The 19436-nt window shown below is 40.8% G+C and carries 11 protein-coding genes; all 11 read left to right on the top strand.

Annotated features, from left to right (window positions below):
- Positions 1–96: 96 nt before the first annotated feature.
- The 11 genes from AC1HCU_RS07255 (at position 97) to AC1HCU_RS07205 (ending at position 19357) form a co-directional block, all read left to right on the top strand.
- Positions 97–3243 carry a SusC/RagA family TonB-linked outer membrane protein gene (locus tag AC1HCU_RS07255; RefSeq protein WP_286860869.1) on the top strand — a complete coding sequence of 1049 codons (3147 nt, stop codon included), beginning with the start codon at positions 97–99 and terminating at the stop codon, positions 3241–3243.
- 24 nt (positions 3244–3267) lie between these two features.
- Positions 3268–5043: a RagB/SusD family nutrient uptake outer membrane protein gene (locus AC1HCU_RS07250; protein WP_286860866.1), complete on the top strand. Its 1776-nt coding sequence runs from the start codon at positions 3268–3270 to the stop codon at positions 5041–5043.
- A gap of 30 nt (positions 5044–5073) precedes the next feature.
- Positions 5074–8076: a SusC/RagA family TonB-linked outer membrane protein gene (locus AC1HCU_RS07245; protein WP_480370879.1), complete on the top strand. Its 3003-nt coding sequence runs from the start codon at positions 5074–5076 to the stop codon at positions 8074–8076.
- A gap of 15 nt (positions 8077–8091) precedes the next feature.
- Positions 8092–9894, top strand: coding sequence for a RagB/SusD family nutrient uptake outer membrane protein (locus AC1HCU_RS07240; protein ID WP_480370876.1), 1803 nt, complete (start codon positions 8092–8094; stop codon positions 9892–9894).
- A 52-nt stretch (positions 9895–9946) separates the two neighbouring features.
- The gene (locus tag AC1HCU_RS07235; RefSeq protein ID WP_286860858.1) at positions 9947–10882 is read left to right on the top strand and encodes a BT_3987 domain-containing protein; all 936 of its coding nucleotides are present in this window, start codon (positions 9947–9949) and stop codon (positions 10880–10882) included.
- Positions 10883–11108: 226 nt separating this feature from the next.
- Complete coding sequence (locus AC1HCU_RS07230; RefSeq protein WP_480370873.1) at positions 11109–13253, top strand: glycoside hydrolase family 2 protein; 2145 nt, start codon at positions 11109–11111, stop codon at positions 13251–13253.
- A gap of 128 nt (positions 13254–13381) precedes the next feature.
- The gene (locus AC1HCU_RS07225) at positions 13382–14758 is read left to right on the top strand and encodes a sulfatase family protein (RefSeq protein ID WP_480370870.1); all 1377 of its coding nucleotides are present in this window, start codon (positions 13382–13384) and stop codon (positions 14756–14758) included.
- A gap of 358 nt (positions 14759–15116) precedes the next feature.
- Positions 15117–16280, top strand: a complete 1164-nt coding sequence (locus tag AC1HCU_RS07220; protein ID WP_480370867.1) for a TonB-dependent receptor plug domain-containing protein — start codon at positions 15117–15119, stop codon at positions 16278–16280.
- Between the two features lie 28 nt (positions 16281–16308).
- Positions 16309–16605 (top strand): transposase, encoded by a 297-nt coding sequence (locus tag AC1HCU_RS07215; RefSeq protein ID WP_286880050.1) that lies wholly within the window; start codon positions 16309–16311, stop codon positions 16603–16605.
- The gene (locus tag AC1HCU_RS07210; protein ID WP_139224143.1) at positions 16548–17429 is read left to right on the top strand and encodes an IS3 family transposase; all 882 of its coding nucleotides are present in this window, start codon (positions 16548–16550) and stop codon (positions 17427–17429) included. Before AC1HCU_RS07215 ends, AC1HCU_RS07210 begins: the two co-directional genes overlap by 58 nt.
- A 293-nt stretch (positions 17430–17722) precedes the next feature.
- Complete coding sequence (locus AC1HCU_RS07205; RefSeq protein ID WP_480371112.1) at positions 17723–19357, top strand: SusC/RagA family TonB-linked outer membrane protein; 1635 nt, start codon at positions 17723–17725, stop codon at positions 19355–19357.
- Positions 19358–19436 lie beyond the last annotated feature (79 nt).

The raw sequence follows: 19436 nt of genomic DNA, 5'->3' as shown, positions 1-19436 counted from the left end.
AATGAAGGATGTTGGTAAGTATATTGAAAGAAGAGAAAAATGAACGACTTTTTTTAAAAAAATCAACCGCAATGTCCTTTAAATGTATACTTAAGAATGAAAAGTAAAATTTTATTTAAATTTTGGAAAGGATTATTACCCGTTTGTCTATGGGTATTTTCCATTGGAATTTTTGCTCAGAGTATTGCTGTGAGCGGAACTGTGAGAGACGATAAAGGAGAACCTCTTATCGGGGTTACTATCCAAATCAAGGGAATTTCGGCCGGTACGGTGACGGATATCAATGGCGGTTTTTCTCTGAGTAATATACCTCCAAATTCAACGCTGGTATTTTCCTATATAGGATTTGTAACACAGGAAATTGCTGTCGGCAACAGAAAAGTTGTTGATGTGGTAATGTCTGAAAATGAAAATTTACTGGAAGAAGTAGTTGTGGTGGGGTATGGTATTCAAACGAAGGAAAGTGCGGTAGCTGCGATCTCGCAGGTGAAAGGCGACGATATGTTGAAGATGACTTCTTCGAATGTTACCAATGCGCTGGCAGGGCAGGTTCCGGGTGTCAGTATCGTGCAAAATTCGGGTCAGCCCGGAGCGGAAGCCGGGAAAATATACATTCGGGGCATATCCTCCTGGGTACAGAGTGACCCTTTGGTGTTGGTCGATGGTGTTGAAAGGGATTTCAATAATATTGATCCAAATGAAATTGAGACCCTTTCGGTATTAAAAGATGCCTCAGCCACGGCGGTCTTCGGAGTGAGAGGTGCAAACGGAGTAATCCTCATTACTACCAAGCGAGGTACAAAGGGAGATGTCAAAGTGAGTGCAAGCGCTGAAGTAATTGCAAAACAGCCGATCAATGTCATTGCGCCGTTGAGTAGTTATGCAACTGCATTGGTAATGAACGAAGCCTATAAAAACGACAACAATTGGGGAAATCTGCTTTCCAACGAAATAACCGAGCATTACCGTACACAGGATATGCCGTATATTTATCCAAATACCAACTGGCAGGAATTGATGCTTAAAGATGTTGGGTTTTCCAATAAATATAACGTAAATATCACGGGTGGTACCGATTTTGCAAGAGTCTTCGCATCAATAAGTTATTTATATGATGACGATATTATCAAGACAAAAAAACAGCCAACTTATGATCCGACATGGAGATTTAACCGATATAACTATCGTTTCAATATTGATACGGATCTGACAAAATCTACAGTTCTTTCGTTAGATGCAGGAGGCTTTATAGGCGTTAGGAACAGTCCCTATGAAACAAGTGCTCAACGTTTGTACAGACCCATTTATATGTTGGGCCCAATGGTGTCACCTGCCGAATATCCAGCTGAAGTTTTAGAACAATATCCCGATTTTGCCCGTCCTGATGAAGTGGGTTACAGAATAGCCGGAACAGGTTTCCCTAATTCCGAGAACCCAATGGTAGCCAATAATTACAGCGGACAACGTACCGTGAAACAAACAGACCTGAATGCTACGATTCACCTGAAACAGAAGTTGGACTTCCTTACAAAAGGACTTTCGGCAAATGCAAAAGTAGCTTATACACATAACATGGCATATGTTAGGGAATGGTCGTATGATGCGATTACCTGGTATCTGAACACCGATGCCACGTGGACACGCTACAAGGGTCGTGGAGGCACGATTGATTCGGAAGAGGCCGCTACGCCAGTCAATTATTTGGGAGAATCAGTCAATGGTACCCCCTTCAGAAGTTGGTACTTTGAGGCGTCGGTCGACTATGCGCGCACTTTCGACAAACATTCCGTGACTGGACTGGTGTTGGGACAGCGCCGAAAAAGACAGGGCAATGTGGAGTATCCCCGTTTCGAAGAAGGCCTTATTGGCCGTGTTACTTACGACTATGCCTCCCGTTATCTGATGGAGGTAAACCTTGCCTATAATGGCTCGGAACAGTTCGCACCCGAAAACCGTTATGGTCTCTTTCCATCCTATGCCTTGGGATGGAATCTACACAATGAGGATTTTTTCACTTTTTTCAAACCGGTGATGAACAGATTCAAAATAAGAGCTTCGTATGGCGAAGTAGGTAGCGACGCTTCTTCCAATCGCTGGCTGTATACTTCCTCTTACGTCAATCAAAAATCCGTTTACGGCAATGATAAATACTGGCCTGGTCTGAATACCAACAATGCGTACAATACTCCAATTATTGAGGAAAATGCAGCCAATATTAACGCAAAGTGGGAAAGAGCAGTCAAACAGGATATTGGCATGGAAATGTCTTTTTTGAAAAACAATATGTTTGTCCTTACTGTCGATTTTTTTAAGGAAAACCGTGACCAGATATTGTTGGACAGACAGTCGGTGCCGGCTTGGTTTGGTGTGGGAATGAAACAACAGAACCTTGGTCAAACCAAAACTCATGGGTATGAGGTAGAATTGAAATATCAGCGTACTACGGGTGATTTCTTCTATTGGGTGAAACCATCTGTGAGTTTCAGTGACAACCGCATAATTTCACGTGACGAACCTATCTACAAGCCAAGCTACCAAAAACAGGCCGGACATCGTATTTTTACGGAATTTGGATACGTTTCCACCGGCATGATACAAAATGTGAATGAACAAATGAACAGTGCCCGCTTCGGTGGAGGATTAATGGGATTGGGTGATTCTCAGTGGGTAGATTTCAACGGTGATGGAGTTATTGACGAAAATGACAGAGTGGCATTGGGTTACTCTACCAACTATCCGTTATACAATTATAGTTTGGGCGGTGGTTTCAGTTTTCATAACTTCGATTTCGATTTTCTTCTCCAGGGTGTCAGCCATTTCAGTAAGGTAGTGGTAGATGCGTACTCATGGCCACTTCATAGGCTAACCAATCACGTTTTTGAATACCAGACCGATGTTTGGTCTCCTGGCAATCGGGACGCCTTTTTTCCTGCCTATCATTTCGATGCCAATCGAACACACAATAATATAAGTGACGGAGCGACCAGAAGTACCAATATATTTGACGCTTCCTACATCCGTCTAAAATCAATAGGTTTGACATATACTGTGCCGAAAAAATGGGTAAGTGAAATGAGTCTTGATAAACTGTCTGTTTATCTACGCGGAAACAATATTTTCACATGGGCTCCCAATTATCCGTTGGCAGATCCGGAGGGAAGCGATGGAAGCAATGGACGGCTTGTGTACGGATATTATCCTCTCCTGAGGAGATTTTCATTGGGATTACAAATTTCTTTCTAATCAAATATAAATTGAGAAAATTTTATGAAAGGACAATATACGAAGATGCTTGCTGTATTGATGTTAATCATCACGGCATGCGAGAGCAACTATCTTGATAAGATGCCCGAGGCTGACGGGTACGATTTTGACAAGGTGTTTAAGGATTCTACTAACTATCTGAACTATTGTGAGTATTTGGTCGTTAACCCGTTTTTTCTCCACTTGCAGAACGGAGTAAAGCCTTTTGGTAGTTGGGACGATATTACCGATAATTCAATATCGACACCCACTTTTTCGGGTGTACCTTCAGTACAGGCACAACAGGGCAATTATTATTCTCTGCGTAATAACGGTGATGCACCCATGGCTAACAATGCTACGTGGGAACAGATGTGGAAACACATCCGTGTGGCCAACACCGGTATTCGGAATATCAGCCATTATCCGGGGAGTGAGACGAGCAGAAATAAAATACTTGGAATGTGTTATTTCTATCGCGCTTTGGCCTATATGGATTTGACGCGCCGTTGGGGTGGGATGCCTTATCTCTTTGAACCCCTCGATGCTTCCGCCAATATGGACCTGCCACGACCTTCCATGCAAGAAACCTATATTTTGGCAGCAAAGGATTGTGATTCAGCGGCTATGTTTTTAAAAAATGTCATTCCCGAAACAGAATTCCAACATCCTACGCGCATAGCCGCACTATCTCTCAAGTCACGTATTCTTCTTTATGCGGCCAGTGACCAGGCCCGAACTGAAAACGGTAATGGTAAAAACCTTTGGGAAGAAGCAGCTATCGCTTCTGATGAAGCACTTAAGGCGGCTGAAGATGCAGGGTACTCGTTGGTGGAATGGGGTGCATCCCTAAATGGTGATGATGGTTATCATTACCTCTTCAAAGACAATGATCCCACTAAATATCTTACCGAAATTCTTTTGGGACGGAGGGCACAAATAAACTGGGGTTCCGATGCCTATACTAACACTGTTCGTCCTCCCGGAACTTTGTCGGGAAAATACGGTGTAGCCGCCAGTCAGCAACTGGTAGACTGTTTCGAAATGCAATCTACTGGTTTGCCCATCAGTGATCCTGCATCAGGACATTTGGAACAGAATCCTTATGTCGGTCGTGATCCGCGTTTTTATTTCAATATCCTGTACAACAACGCCAGCGTAATGAACCGAACATTAAAGATATGGCAGGAAGAAGAAGGAAAGGGCATAACAGGTAGTACCGACTGTAAAATTACTGCTCAAGGGATTCCCGATATGGGTTATACCCAGACCGGATACTACGCCCGGAAATGGATGGGTAAGACATGGAATGCAGTATTGCCGCAGGTGTGGTCCTATATACGGTTAGCTGAGGTATACCTGAACTTTGCAGAAGCTGCCAACGAAGCCTGGGGCAGTCCAGGCTCAATACACGGGCAAAGCCGATATTCTGCTGCAGGAGCGGTCAACGTGGTGCGTTCCCGGGCCAAAATGCCCGATGTGAATGCAAAATTCTTGAATCAGAATGATTTCAGGACAAGGGTTCGCAATGAGCGTCGTGTAGAATTTTGCTTTGAAGAGCATCGGCTTTTCGATCTGAGACGTTGGCTTATCGGAACGCAACCTGAAAATAGGGACATTTGGATGATGAAAATTACCAAATTGGCACCCGGTTACAGTACAACTCTCTATCCCACGGGATTCAAATTCGAAAAACAATTGTATATGAGACGGATTTATGAAAACCGACACAACCTGTTTGTTATTAAACTCGACGATACCCGTATCGGACCAAACTTTAAACAGAACCCTGGTTGGTAACATGAGTATAATATCTAAAATTGATAGAAAATGAATGAATCAAAAATATTGTTAATTCTCCTCTTTCTTATTACGTTGGGATCAATACCTGCTGTTGCACAAAAAAGTAATTCTTACGCAACAGTAGAGATAGAAGTCATTGACGAATCAGGTAACGCCATACCGTTTGCTGTTGTCTCGTCCTCAAAAAAACGGAATATATACACAACCGGAAAAAACGGACGGATCACTTTGCAATTGCCTTCTGACGACATGTTGAAAGTGTCGGCCAAAGGTTACGCAACAGAGATTCGCTCCGTTGATAAGGCCAGTAAAGTCACTCTCAGAAAGGAGTTAGATTTCAACGGAGAAGAAAATACCCTTTATACTCTCTTTGGAAAGACAACGGAGCGTCGCACCGTGGGTTCATGGTCAAAAGTAGATGGTAGCGATTTGGAAAAAAACCCTACCATGTTTCTTCTTAATTCACTCGGCGGGAGACTCAACGGTTTATTCACTATGGACAACACGTTGGTACCAGGTTTTACGAATGCCAACACATGGCTCAGAAGTCAACAAGGTGATCTGTTAGTCATGGTGGATGGGGTAGAACGTTCATTGGACTATATTGAACCTGAGACAATTGAAAGTGTAGAGCTGTTGAAAGATGCCTCGCTGAAATCACTTTATGGAGGTATAGATGCCAGTGGTATACTCATGATTCGCACACGCCGGGGAAAAGCCTTTGAGAACAGCGCTCGCGTTAATGTTCAATCTGGTATTCAACAACCGTCCCGTCTGCCTAAATATCTTGATGCGTACGACTATGCAACCATGTACAATGCTGCAGCAGTGGCTAACGGAATGGATCCTCTGTTTCATGACATAGAAAAATACAGAACTGGCGAGGATGCGATTCTTTATCCCAACATTGATTTTTATGACATGTTCCTCAACCGACAAATGACCATTACTCGTGCCAACATGCAGTATTCAGGAGGAAATGAAAAAACGAGATTTTTTACACATGTAGGTTACCAGACCAATGGCGGCCTGGAAAAATATACCAATTATCCTAACCGCGACAGGGTGTTCACCATCAGAGGCAACGTGGATAATGAGATTTTGAATTTTATCACTTTCTCTGCCGGATTTAATGCTGCCTTACAAAATAAATCATGGCCCAATCTGTCTACCCAGAGATTTTTTAATATGCTGTCCGATACACGTCCGAATGAATTTCCCATTTTTATTCCGGGTGAAAATATTGGACAACCTGAAAAAGAATATGTGCTGGGCGGCACCTCCATTAATCGCAACAATCCCTACGGAGCATTAATGAATGGTGGTTATGCTGAACGTGAATATTCTTATATCCAAAGCGATTTCATGTTGAACATCGATCTGAATAAATGGATACAAGGATTGTCTATAAAACCCATGTTTACATTTGACATGTATAATTACTTCACATCCACACAGGACGCAACGTATGTGGTATGGGAGCCGCTGGCGACCGGAAATTCTGATTATCCGGTATCCTATACCTCCTGGGGGCAGGAAACACGGGCTACAAGCATGTCGCGGAGTGGCGCTAACACGAACCGAAACTATGCTTTCAATGTGGTGGCTACTTACAACAGGATATTCGGAAAACATGACATCAATTCGCATTTGGTGTATTTCCAGCAACGGAAAGAATACAATACGCAGGCCCAGGATCTGAAACGGTTGAATTTGGGTGGAATGGTGAACTATATGTACAATGATCGGTATACAGCCGAAGTCAGTTTAAACCGTGTGGGCGTTGCTTCGTTTGCTCCATCAAAACGATTTGGTATTTTCCCAACCTTCGGAGCTGGTTGGATTATGAGTGAAGAACCGTTTATGCGTGAAATAACCTGGCTGGATTATTTGAAATTAAGGACTTCCTATGGTATTTTGGGCTCTACCTCTTATAACTCTGATGGTTTGTTTTCCACCTATCTTTACCGCGATTTGTGGGAACCAGGAGGATCATATAATGGAGTATCTGGCTTCAATAATATTGCCAGAGAAATCCAAACAGGTAATCCAAATGTAGGTTTTCAAAAAACATATGAACTGAACGCCGGTATTGATTTTCTGTTATTTCGTTCAGTCAGGGCATCTGTGGGTTATTTTGCAAAAACGCTCGATGGCGTATTGTCAAATCTTTCCGACATGACGCCGGGTGTTAGCGGAAAAAACGCCGTACTGATGATGCAAAATTTTAAGAAATATAAAAGTACGGGATGGGAGGCCGAAGCGATGTATGAAAGAAGAGTGGGAGATTTAAAATTTTCTGCCGGCGCCAATCTCACTTATGGAACAAGCGAAATACTAATCGAAGCCGAACCCGATTATCCTGAAGAATTGAAGGGATTGCGTAAAATCAAGAGAGTGGGAGATGTGCTTGGATATCGGTATTCTGGAGTTTTCACAGATCCCTCGGATATTAGTAATTCGCCAAGACAGAGTTTTGGTCGTGTGAATGTCGGAGACCTCAAATATGTTGACACAAATAAAGATGGCACGGTGAATAGCGGTGACCGAGAAGTGATTGGAAATACTACGCCATCTATGGAATATGGTATTACTTTCGGTGTTGAATATAAAGGCTTCAATCTAGATGTGTTAGGGTACGGCTTGAGTGGTTTCGATCGTATATTGGACAATAAATATTATCAAATTTATGGTGATCGAAAATACTCCAATGTGTTGATTGACGGATTACCTAACGGAAATCCCCACCCGGTACTTAGTCCTGAATACAGGAACAATAATTTTATTACCTCTGACTATTGGGTAGTGGATGGAAGTTACTTCAAATTGAGAAATGTGGAATTGGGTTATACCCTGCCTTACATGCTTACGGAAAGAATCAATATCGGGAAGGTGAAAGTGTTTGTCAGAGGTACCAACCTTTTTACCATCTCGAGAATAAAAGATCTTGACCCTGAAAACCTGGACGCTGGAGTAGGAAATTTTCCCCTGGGAAAAACAATAACCGGAGGAGTATCCGTATCTTTTTAATCTTTTAAAAGCAGAATGATGAAAAATAGATATTTATCAGTTTTATCGGCAATGATGATCTGTTTGTATTCCTGTTCCGACTTTTTGGAACCTCAGACAGACAATACGATGAGTGAAGACGCTGTGTTTGCTAATGCCGCCTATTTTTGCGGACCGCTGATGGACGCTTATGATGCGTTGACGGACAGTTATGATATTGCAATGGACAATATGACCGACAATTCAGTGTCCCGTAATCTTTCCGGTGATTACTATCTCTGCGCGACAGGTGCTCTAAGCCCTGATCGTAATCCATTAAATAATTGGGTGGATGGTTATAGACAGATCCGTCGTTTGAACCAATTCCTTTCAAAAATGGAGTTTAATCCTGAAGCTGCTATCCCCACGCCTGTGCGCTTCTACAAAATTGCTACCAGACAAGATAGTATTGACAATGTACGGGAATATTGGAGACTCTATGGGGAAACTTTTTTTCTGCGTGCCTATTATTATTCTGAATTATTGAGAAATTTCGGAGGAACAACCGCGAATAACGAGATACTTGGTATTCCTCTTGTAGGTGACCGTGTGTTGGAAGTGACCGATGATTTGAAAATTCCTCGTGCGTCATATGCCGATTGCGTTAAAGCCATTATCAATGACTGCGACACCGCGATAAAATATCTGCCGGTTGAATACAAAGGTACCGATCGCGTAATTGGTGCCAGTATGAATGGACGAGCCTCTGGCATCAGTGCACGGGCGTTAAAGGCTAGGGTATTGCTGTATGCAGCCAGCCCTGCTTTTAATCCGGTAAACGATGTCAAACTGTGGGAAGATGCTGCTATTGCTGCTGGTGAAGCCATCAGATCAGTAGAGGGAGGTTTTCAGAATCTTGTGAATGCACCTGTCTCCAGTGCTACGGAAGATATTGGTAATGCATATTATTTTAGTCAGTTACAAAATAAGGACTGGAATAGTAACGGACGAGATTTATTTTTCCGGGCCGCTGTATTGACCGGAAACAAACTATATGAAAACGAGAACTATCCTCCATCTATGTATGGCGCCGCACTTAACAATCCTTCTCAGAACTTTGTAGATGCTTTTCCAGATAAAAATGGTTATCCAATCACAGAAAGTTCAGTCTATGATGAAAATAAACCTTATGACAACAGAGATCCCAGATTGGCGCTGTATGTTGCTTTTAATGGTTCTAAAATGGGACCTGGCAATTATTATACTATAGAAAGCCATACAAGCGGGACTGATGCTTACAGTCCCTTGAGAAATACATCCCGCACTTCGTATTACCTGCGTAAGTTATTGCGTCCGAAAACTGTATCACTGATACCTGGAGCAACGGCGGCAGCCACCCAGCGGACACGCATTATCCTTGGCAAACCTGAGTTGTATCTCAACTTTGCGGAAGCAGCCAATGAAGCATGGGGAGTGACTGGAGATCCTCATCAATTTGGTTTCACAGCCAAAGCAGTACTCGAGAAACTACATCTGAAATATGGGGCTGGCAATCAATATTTAAATAATGTTATCGGAAACGATCAGAATAAGTTCCGGGATTATATACGCAACGAGAGGCGGTTGGATCTGAGTTTTGAAGAACATCGATATTATGATCTGCGTCGCTGGATACCCGACGGAAAACCTGATGCCCTCAATGTAGAGATATATGGCACGAAAATAACAAAAAATAATGACGGAACTTTCTCTTATGAACGTATTTTACTTGAAAAGAGAGATTTCAAGTCCCCTTGGCAACCAATCCCATACATGGAGTTATACAATGCCTCGCTGGTACAAAATGCGGGATGGGAATAAGTTTACGATTTGAATTACTTGAAAATTGAATAAATATAAACAGATGAGAAATATGAAAAATCTTTATTTTTCAGCCCTTTACGGTATTGCTGTCACTTTTGCCATTTTATTTCTGGTATCCTGCAGCTTTGAGGATGGAGAAGATATTTACCCATATACTTCGGCATTGTTCGTCTATCAGGACTATAACCGGAACATAGTAGTAGGGGAAGGTTTGCAAATTGAAGCAGGCATTACTTTTGCTGGTATGATCGACAATAAGAAAGACCGGATTGTGGAATATGTAGTAGACCCTTCGCTGGTAACCTCAAGCAATAAATCGGTATTGCCCCCTTCATATTACACTCTTGGACATGCTTCGCAAATTGTGATACCCAAAGGTAAATTAAAAGGTTACCTGCCTATTATCATTGACTCGACTGCCTTTCTGAAAGATCCTAAATCGCTGACAGGGGAATATATATTACCACTCCGAATCATTTCATCTCCCGATGTGGATTCAATTCCTGAAGCTACCAACCATATTCGTATCTCTGTCAGCTACTTTGCCAAACAGCATGGATATTACAACTACTCAGGGAGTGTTACCAAGCGGAAAAATGGTACAACAGATGACGTGGTGAATTACAAAAACATTTCTACTGAAACAAATAGTATTCGCTTTTTACAGACATACGGGCCTACCTCTTTCGCAGTGCGCTACGACCAAAAGAATAGTGCGGATCCGGCAAAAGATTTTATCTTTTTACTGCAAGTCCCGACGAACGGCAGTGGTGCCGTAACAATTTCGCCACATCCGGATTCGCCCGTTGCAGTACACTCTAATGGCGACTGTACCTACGATGCTGAAAACAGAACTTTTCATCTGTCATACAAGTATACTTTGCCCGATGGAACGGTATGTGAAGTATTGGAAGACCTCATTTTCCGGAACAGAATTCGTGATGTACAGGACAATGGATTATATATAAATGAATGGCGGTGGTGAAACTCAGAGATTTTTTACCTCAGCTACCCTTTAAAATTAGAAGGGTCAGGATAACAAATCCTGAATAAAGAAAGTGAAATTCGATATAGATTGTTGAAAGAAATTAAACAATTCAAAATAAATTATTAAAATGTATAGAAGAGTTACTCTAATTTTGTTAGGAATAGTACTGGGTATAAGTGCTCATCTTGAGGCCCGGTCTTATGAGCCTGTAAAAGGTAAAATTATGACAACCTGGGGAGAAAAGGTTACCCCTGAAAATGCATGGACCGAATACCCCCGCCCACAATTAAAAAGAGGTGAGTGGAAAAATCTAAACGGTATGTGGGACTATGCTATCGTTTCTAAAGAGGCGGCAAGACCTAAGGATTTCCAGGGGGAAATATTAGTTCCTTTTGCAGTTGAATCCGCCTTGTCCGGCGTAGGGAAAATTCTTCAGCCCGATCAGAAGATATGGTATAGAAAAACTTTTGAGTTACCCAAAGAGTGGAACGGACAAAATATTTTATTGCATTTTCAGGCTGTAGACTGGGAAACAACGGTATGGGTCAATGGAAAGCAAATTGGCATACACAAAGGAGGCTCCACTGCTTTTTCATATGATATTACAAAATACCTGGGAAAGGGTGTACAGGAAGTAGTTGTATCGGTCTGGGATCCTACAGATACGGATAGTCAGGCAAGAGGAAAACAGGTGCTCGACCCACGTGGAATCTGGTATACGCCTGTTAGTGGAATCTGGCAAACTGTTTGGCTTGAACCTGTGAATAAAATCCGTATAAATTCTTTATATCCTGTCTCGGATATTGATAAAAGCCAGGTTATATTAAATACTGACCTGATCGGGACAAAAGGGGGTGAGATGCTCTCTGTAAAAGTTTTTGACGGTGACCGGTTGGTGTTGAATAAGAATTATTCTGCTTCTGAGGAAATTGTACTAAATATTGCGGAACCGAAATTGTGGACACCAGAATCACCCGACCTTTACAGGTTAGAGGTGTCATTACAGAAAAATAACAAGATCTTTGATGTGGTGGATTCATATTTTGCCATGCGTAAGGTTTCAATTGTAAAAGATCAACAAGGATATCAAAGAATACAGCTTAACAATAAGACATTATTTCAATATGGAACACTGGATCAGGGCTGGTGGCCTGATGGATTACTGACTCCACCTTCTGCAGAAGCCATGCGTTATGATATGGAAGTACTAAAGGATATGGGCTTCAATATGTTGAGGAAACACATAAAAGTAGAGCCATGGCTTTATTATTATTATGCCGATTCTCTTGGAATACTTCTCTGGCAAGATATGGTCTCAGGTTTTGAAACAGCCAAAAGATCGGAGCAACATGTAAACTGGGATGCCCCGCACGATTGGAACCGACCTCATGAATCTGCCGTGCAGTTCGAGTACGAATTGAAAACAATGATCGACCAGTTGAAATTTTTTCCAAGTATTGTTACCTGGGTAATTTTCAATGAAGGATGGGGACAATACGATACAAAACGGGTTGTGGACTGGAGTATGCAATATGATAAAACACGAATAATTAACGGCGTTAGCGGCTGGACAGACAGAAAATGCGGTCATATGATCGACTCTCATCAATATCCGGGTCCCGGTATGGAACCTGCTGCCCAGAACCCCGGTCGTGTGGTTGTGCTGGGTGAATTCGGAGGATTAGGACTTCCTGTGGAAAATCATTTGTGGGATCCTTCCATGCGAAACTGGGGATACCGGACATATACAAATTCTCCGGATCTGATAAAAGAGTATACAAAATTAATGCATAATCTGTATCCATTAAGATATAATGGATTGTCAGCCGCCGTATATACTCAGACTACAGACGTGGAAGGTGAGGTAAACGGACTTTTAACTTACGACAGAAAAGTGATCAAAATAGATCCTGAGCTATTAAGAATATTGCATCATCCTTTGTACGGAACAGATACAAGAGACGTGAAGAAACTTATTGCTGATTCGGAAATTGATGCTCAACAGCTCTATATTTCTCATGTTCAACCCGAAGATAACTGGCAAACGAGCCGAAATGCAAATAAGTTTCAAAAAGTAAATGGTCCTGTAAGTGTGCTCAAAGAGAAACCGGTATACTCGCTAAGCCATTTTACTCTGAATGACCTCCCTGAAGGAATTTACCTTCATATTCTTGCCTATGGTGATGTAAAGGTTTATCTCAACGGTAGCCTGGTGGTAGATAAAAAGATAATAGGCAAAAGACACTATGAAGATATCAATATAAGTGAATTTGTCTCGTTGTTGAGACAGGGAGAGAATACTCTTGCGGTAGAGTGTGGTCCTTTTGAACAAAATGCCGTATTTGATTATGGATTATTTGGCTATTAGCAGATAGCCTAGTATTATCTATTTAAGATAACTGGATTTTTAATTTGCAGATAGGCAACTTATATTGCTTATCTGCAAATTTAAAATTTTATAATTAATAGGTGTATAATCCCTTAAATAAAAGTACAATGAAGTCAATAAAATTTTTATCTCTGTTAATACCAGGCGTTCCTTTGACTTTTTCGTGTGAGGTGACCAAAGCGGAAAATGATATTCAAAAGAAACCCAATATTGTAGTAATCATGGCCGATGACCTGGCTACAAATGAGTTGAGTTGCTATGGCGGGAAGAATGTTAAAACTACAAATATTGACAGGCTTGCCAACGAGGGTATTTTGTTGGGAAATAATTATGCCTCTGCAACAATGAGTGTGCCCATACGTGCATCACTATATACCGGACTATATCCTGCCAGACATGGTTCTTTTCAGAATCATAAGACGTCGTATTCCAATATCAAAAGTGTGACGCACTATTTACCAGATATAGGATACAGAGTGGGCAGAACCGGTAAGCAACACACCACGCCTAAATCAGTTTATGACTTTGAAGAAATACCTGGTTTTGAGGTGAATTGTGTTTCCAGTACGGCAAATTATTCTACTGACGGGATTGAAGAGTTTATCGAACGTGATAATAAACCCTTTTGTCTTTTTGTATGCAGCATTCATCCTCATGCTCCATGGACATGGGGGAATCCTGAAGAAATAGATGCTGATAAAATTGTGTTACCACCCAATACTGTGGATAATGCAATAACCCGCAATTTATTCCGGAATTATCTTGCTGAAGTTAAAGCGTTGGATGAAGAGGTTGGTGCTGTTTTGCAGGTTCTTGAAAAAACCAATACACTTGATAATACACTTGTTATCTTTCTGGGAGAACAGGGACCACAATTCCCGTTTGGAAAGTGGACTTGTTATCGGTATGGTCAGAATAGTGCCTTTATAGCCCGCTATCCCCATAAGATAAAATCAAAAACTACCAGCGATGCACTCGTTCAATATGAGGATATTTTACCAACATTAATAGATTTTGGTGGAGGCGAAGCTGTTGATGATATTGACGGACGCAGCTTTCTGAAAGTATTGTATGGGGAACATGACGATCATCGGAACTGGACTTACGGTATTCACAATAATATTCCCGAAGGAACAGCATATCCAATCAGAAGTATTCAGGATAAAAGGTACAAATTAATTATAAATCTTACTCCGGATGTGGACTATTTTGAGAAACATCTGATGAATGTGAAAAATAAGCGTTCGGCATGGGCAAGCTGGCTTGAAAGTGCTAAAACAAGTGTGGTCGCAAAAGAATTAACGGAGCGATATGTGAAACGTCCTGCCGTAGAATTTTATGATTTGAAAAATGATCCCTGGGAGATGAACAATCTTGCGGACAATAAAGAATATGCTAGCAGGATCTCTGTCATGAAGAGTGAACTTGAAAAATGGATGGCGCAACAGGGTGATAAGGGTGTAGCTATGGATATTGAATTTTAATTTGATCCTGTTGCAGATTTGATAAGTTAGAGGAAAAGTATTTTGTAATTTGTAACGATAATTGGTGAAAATGTTTACTAAAGTTAAGATCTGAATAGATTGTGGCATTTTTTGAGATCTTTCTGGCATTTATTTTATGAAATTTTCACTTCCTTCGTCCCTGTTCTATCCACTAACAATGATTAAATAAATATTTTAAAATATGTTCACTTAAACTTGTATTTACTATTGATAATCACATCAGTGCCTTTTTGTAAGCAGGGAAAATAAAGGAAAAGGTGTGAATTATCGTGCAACTTTGATATTTAATGAGATTCATAAAGAAATATTTCTATACTGGAATAAAACATTGATAATAATGAGAAAAAAAAGAGTATTATTCGGGCTTTTGATATTATTAATTAATTCTTCTTTTGTAATAAGCGCTCAACAGGACAAGGATACATTGAATCTTCCATTTAAAGATGTTCCTTTCGCCAATTTTAACGGTGCTTCTTTTACAATAAAAATGGATGATTATAAGAACTTGCCCGTAACCAATTTGACTAATCTGTTATCCGGACTTGTTCCTGGTTATTTTTCCTATCAGACCTCAGGGGGAACAGTCAATGAAAGTTCAAATTTCTGGCTCAGGGGAATCCGTACCAATGCAGAAGGGGTGCTTGTATTGGTTGATGGGCAGGAAAGAGATTTTGGCGTTTTATCCTCTCACGAAATAGAGAGCGTTACAGTTTTGAAAGATGCACTGGCAAGTGCATTATATGGAACCAGAGCTGCAAACGGGATTATTCTTGTCAATACTAAAAAGGGGAGACAAGGAAAAACTGTTGTGGATTTGACTGTGCAATTAATTAATCAAAAACCAATCGGTCTTTTGAAACCCCTTGGTGCACTCGAGTATGCCAGGCACTACAACGAGGCCTTAAAATATGACGGCTCCGGAGAATCAAATATGTATTCTCTGTATTATATTGAACAATACCGAAACAGGAATGGAGTAAATGATGAAATTTATCCTGATGTAAATTGGTTGGACGATTATTTTAAATCATCTTCCTGGGTGCAGAAATATAATTTGAATGTAACGGGTGGCACCAATAAAACCAAATATTTTATTAATGGTGGTTTTTTAACGCAAAACGGGATGTTCATTCCGGATAATGAATTCACCTATAATACAAATAATACAACCAACAGATTTAATTTAAGATCAAACCTGCAGGTTGATGTTACTCCAACTACATTATTGAACCTGGATTTGTATGGATGGTATGATAAACAGAATCGTCCTGGTGGAGATTCTTATGGTCTGTACAATTCACTGATTACGACACCGGCCAATGCTTTTCCTCCATATTATTTTGATAATGGGGAATATATCGATCAAGATGGAAATTTAATACAAAGTATCAATAAAAAACTTCCAGCAGGTAATGGATTGGTATCTAACCCATGGGCAATGCTGAACAGAAATGGATATGCTCTGTTTATAATACTCCCCGAAATTTGTACCACGAACTAAGCAAAGATTAAATGCTTATATTTGTGATATGAACAAGTCAAGAAGAAAACATTCAGCCGCCTTCAAGGCAGAGGTTGCATTGGCAGCGATCAAGGAACGCGAGACGTTATCTGAGTTAAGTGCCCGTTATGGTGTTCACCCCACAGTGATCAGCACGTGGAAAAATGAGTTTCTGAAACGTTCAGAAGAAATCTTCTCGAAACAAGGTCCCAAGAGTGAAGCTGACTTTGAAAAGGAGCGACGGGAGCTCTTCGCCAAGATAGGTGAATTGGAGATGCAGCGGGACTGGTTAAAAAAAAAGTCGAAACAGTTGGGCTTGGAATAATTGAACGTCGAAGCCTTGTATCGAAAGATGATTGTATAAGCCTCCAGAGCCAATGTGATCTGCTGGGGATCAGCAAATCCGGTCTTTACTATGTGGCAAAAGGAGAATGTGATGCGAATCTTGAGATTATGAAGAAAATGGATAAACACCATCAGGATCATCCCACTTACGGAGTTCTGCAAATGCAAGACTACTTGTTGGCACAGGGTTTACGGGTCAATCCCAAGCGAGTGAGACGACTCATGCGCAAGGCGCAGATAATAGCTCAATATCCAAAGCGAAATTTGAGCAAATTGGGCCTATCCGACTATATCTATCCCTATCTGCTTCGTAATCTTGATGTAGACCATCCGAACCAGGTCTGGGAGATTGACATCACGTACATACCCATGGACAGGGGTTTCATGTATCTAACGGCAATCATAGACGTGTACAGTCGTTTTATTGTTGGATGGGGACTTCATAACAGCCTTCATGGAGAGAACGTGATTGAAGTCCTTGACGGGGCAATAGATGAGCACGGTGTGCCCGGGATTATCAACTCGGATCAGGGAAGTCAGTTTACCAGCCCGGCGTGGGTGAACAGGCTCAATGAACTTGGAATCAGCATCAGCATGGATGGCCGTGGCAGGGCAACGGACAACATCTATATTGAACGGTTCTGGAGGACATTGAAACAGGATTATGTTTACCCGTTTCCGGCAGAGAACGGCACCACACTCTGGAAAGGGATCCGATGGTTTGTGAATCATTACAACAAGGAGAAAACCCACCAGGGTGTGGGTAGAAGAACGCCGGAAAGCGTGTTCCGGTTAAGTGCATAATTTTTTACTTGTAAACAAATGTACATGCACCAAATGAGACATCAAGCTAAATCCCTGACGGGTTTTGGGAAAAATCTCCACTCAAAAGGAGTTGTATTTTTTCCAAAAAGCTTGACTTACTCATTTGCTTCAAGAATGGCTGGTTTACAAGTAAAAAAACGATAATGTGAAAAAATTCGAGAACAATATTTTAGTTAAAAACCCCGCTTAATCGGTACAGAGAATAGGGAGTACTAAAGTTTAATCAGGTCTACGGATCTTTTAGAGTAAAATTAACTCAGGATCTCCCTTTTATTGCTAAAGGATTAAAGGCCAGCGCTGTTTTGTCAATGGATAGTTATACTTCTGCATTGACAAACAGAACTAAAGATTATGCTTATTATCAACTTGTAGATTTAAATAATCCTGATGTTTTACGTCGCACCGGTAACGATCAGCGTATGAGAAACTCGGTTACAAACCAAAACAGTCAAAGTAAAACATCTTTAGACCTGCAATTGTCATATGACAAAAAGATCGATGATCATGCTATTTCTGCTTTTGCTTTTTATAATCAATACGAGTTTACAAATCAAAAATCCATTCCCAGTCGTTATCAAACAATAGGTGCTTGGTTGAATTATGATTACAGCAATAAGTATTCAATAGATTTAATTGGCTCCTATCAAGGTGTTTATAAATTTGCCCCTGACAACAGATTTGGCTTTTTCCCTTCTGTTGCTGCAGGTTGGACTATTTCAAATGAAGAATTCTTCGAGTCATTACAAGAGTATGTTTCATTTTTCAAGTTAAGAAGTTCTTACGGTATTGTAGGAAATCAGAAGGGTATATCTGAGTTTTATTATATGGGACGATTAAATTCCACCAATAATATCTACAATTTCGGAAATAATATGCAAAACCAGGGTGGATATGTTGAAGACATTATTGCAAACCCTAATCTGACCTGGGAGAAAGCAAGGCAATTTAACGCTGGAACCAGTCTTGCACTATTTAATAATCGCCTACACTTTACTTTCGATTATTTCTATGATGACAGAGATGACATGTATATGCCGAATAATAAGGTGACTTCACTTTTGGGAACTGTAGCCACCATAGAAGAAAATATTGGCAAAATGCATTCCAGCGGATACGAAATGGCGCTTTCCTGGAATTCAAATTTTGGAGATATCGGTTATAACTTAGGTGCAACATATTCATTCTACGAGAATATGATTGACAAGACCGGAGAGGTGGATGAACAATACCCATGGCTCCTGAGTGCCGGATACCCACGTGGAATAAGAAGGGGATACAATGCCATTGGATTATTTGAATCTTATGAAGAGATTGCAGCTTCTCCAACTCAAACCTTTTCTGATGTGCAACCGGGTGATATTCGTTATGAAGATATCAACGGGGATGGTATTATCGACAGAAATGATCAAGTTGTAATTGGATATGGCGATGTCCCTCGAATTTTTTATGGTATTAATGCCGGGTTAACCTATAAAAATATCGGTTTCAATATTTTATTTCAGGGAGCTGGGGATGTGACGACCTATCTGAGTGGGAAAGTGGCCTATCCCTTCTTCTCAAACGGAACAATTTACGAACATCAATTGGATTACTGGACCGCGGAAGATCAATCAAACCCACTGCCAAATATTTCAAGGTTGTATTCCAATGTGAATAATTCACAGAGTTCTTCATTCTGGATTAGAGATTCAAAGTATCTCCGTCTTAAAAATGTGGAAGTTTATTACGACCTGCCGACGCACTTGCTGGGACGATCTTCCATATCCGGTTTGCGTTTGTTCGTCAATGGATATAATCTATATGCTTGGTATAATGATGATTTACCTCTTGATCCGGAAGACAGAGGCAATTCTGATACCATGCCACTAACAAGAAATATAAGTTTTGGTTTATCTGTAAAATTTTAAAAACAGCATATGAAACGAGCATGTAAATCAGTTACACACAAAGTACATGATTATTGCGAGTTCCACGTGACTATAATGT

It is taken from the genome of Proteiniphilum sp. LBM24028 (assembly GCF_056629195.1).
Note: the sequence above shows the minus strand (reverse complement) of the source record. Positions and strands in the feature narration are given on the sequence as shown.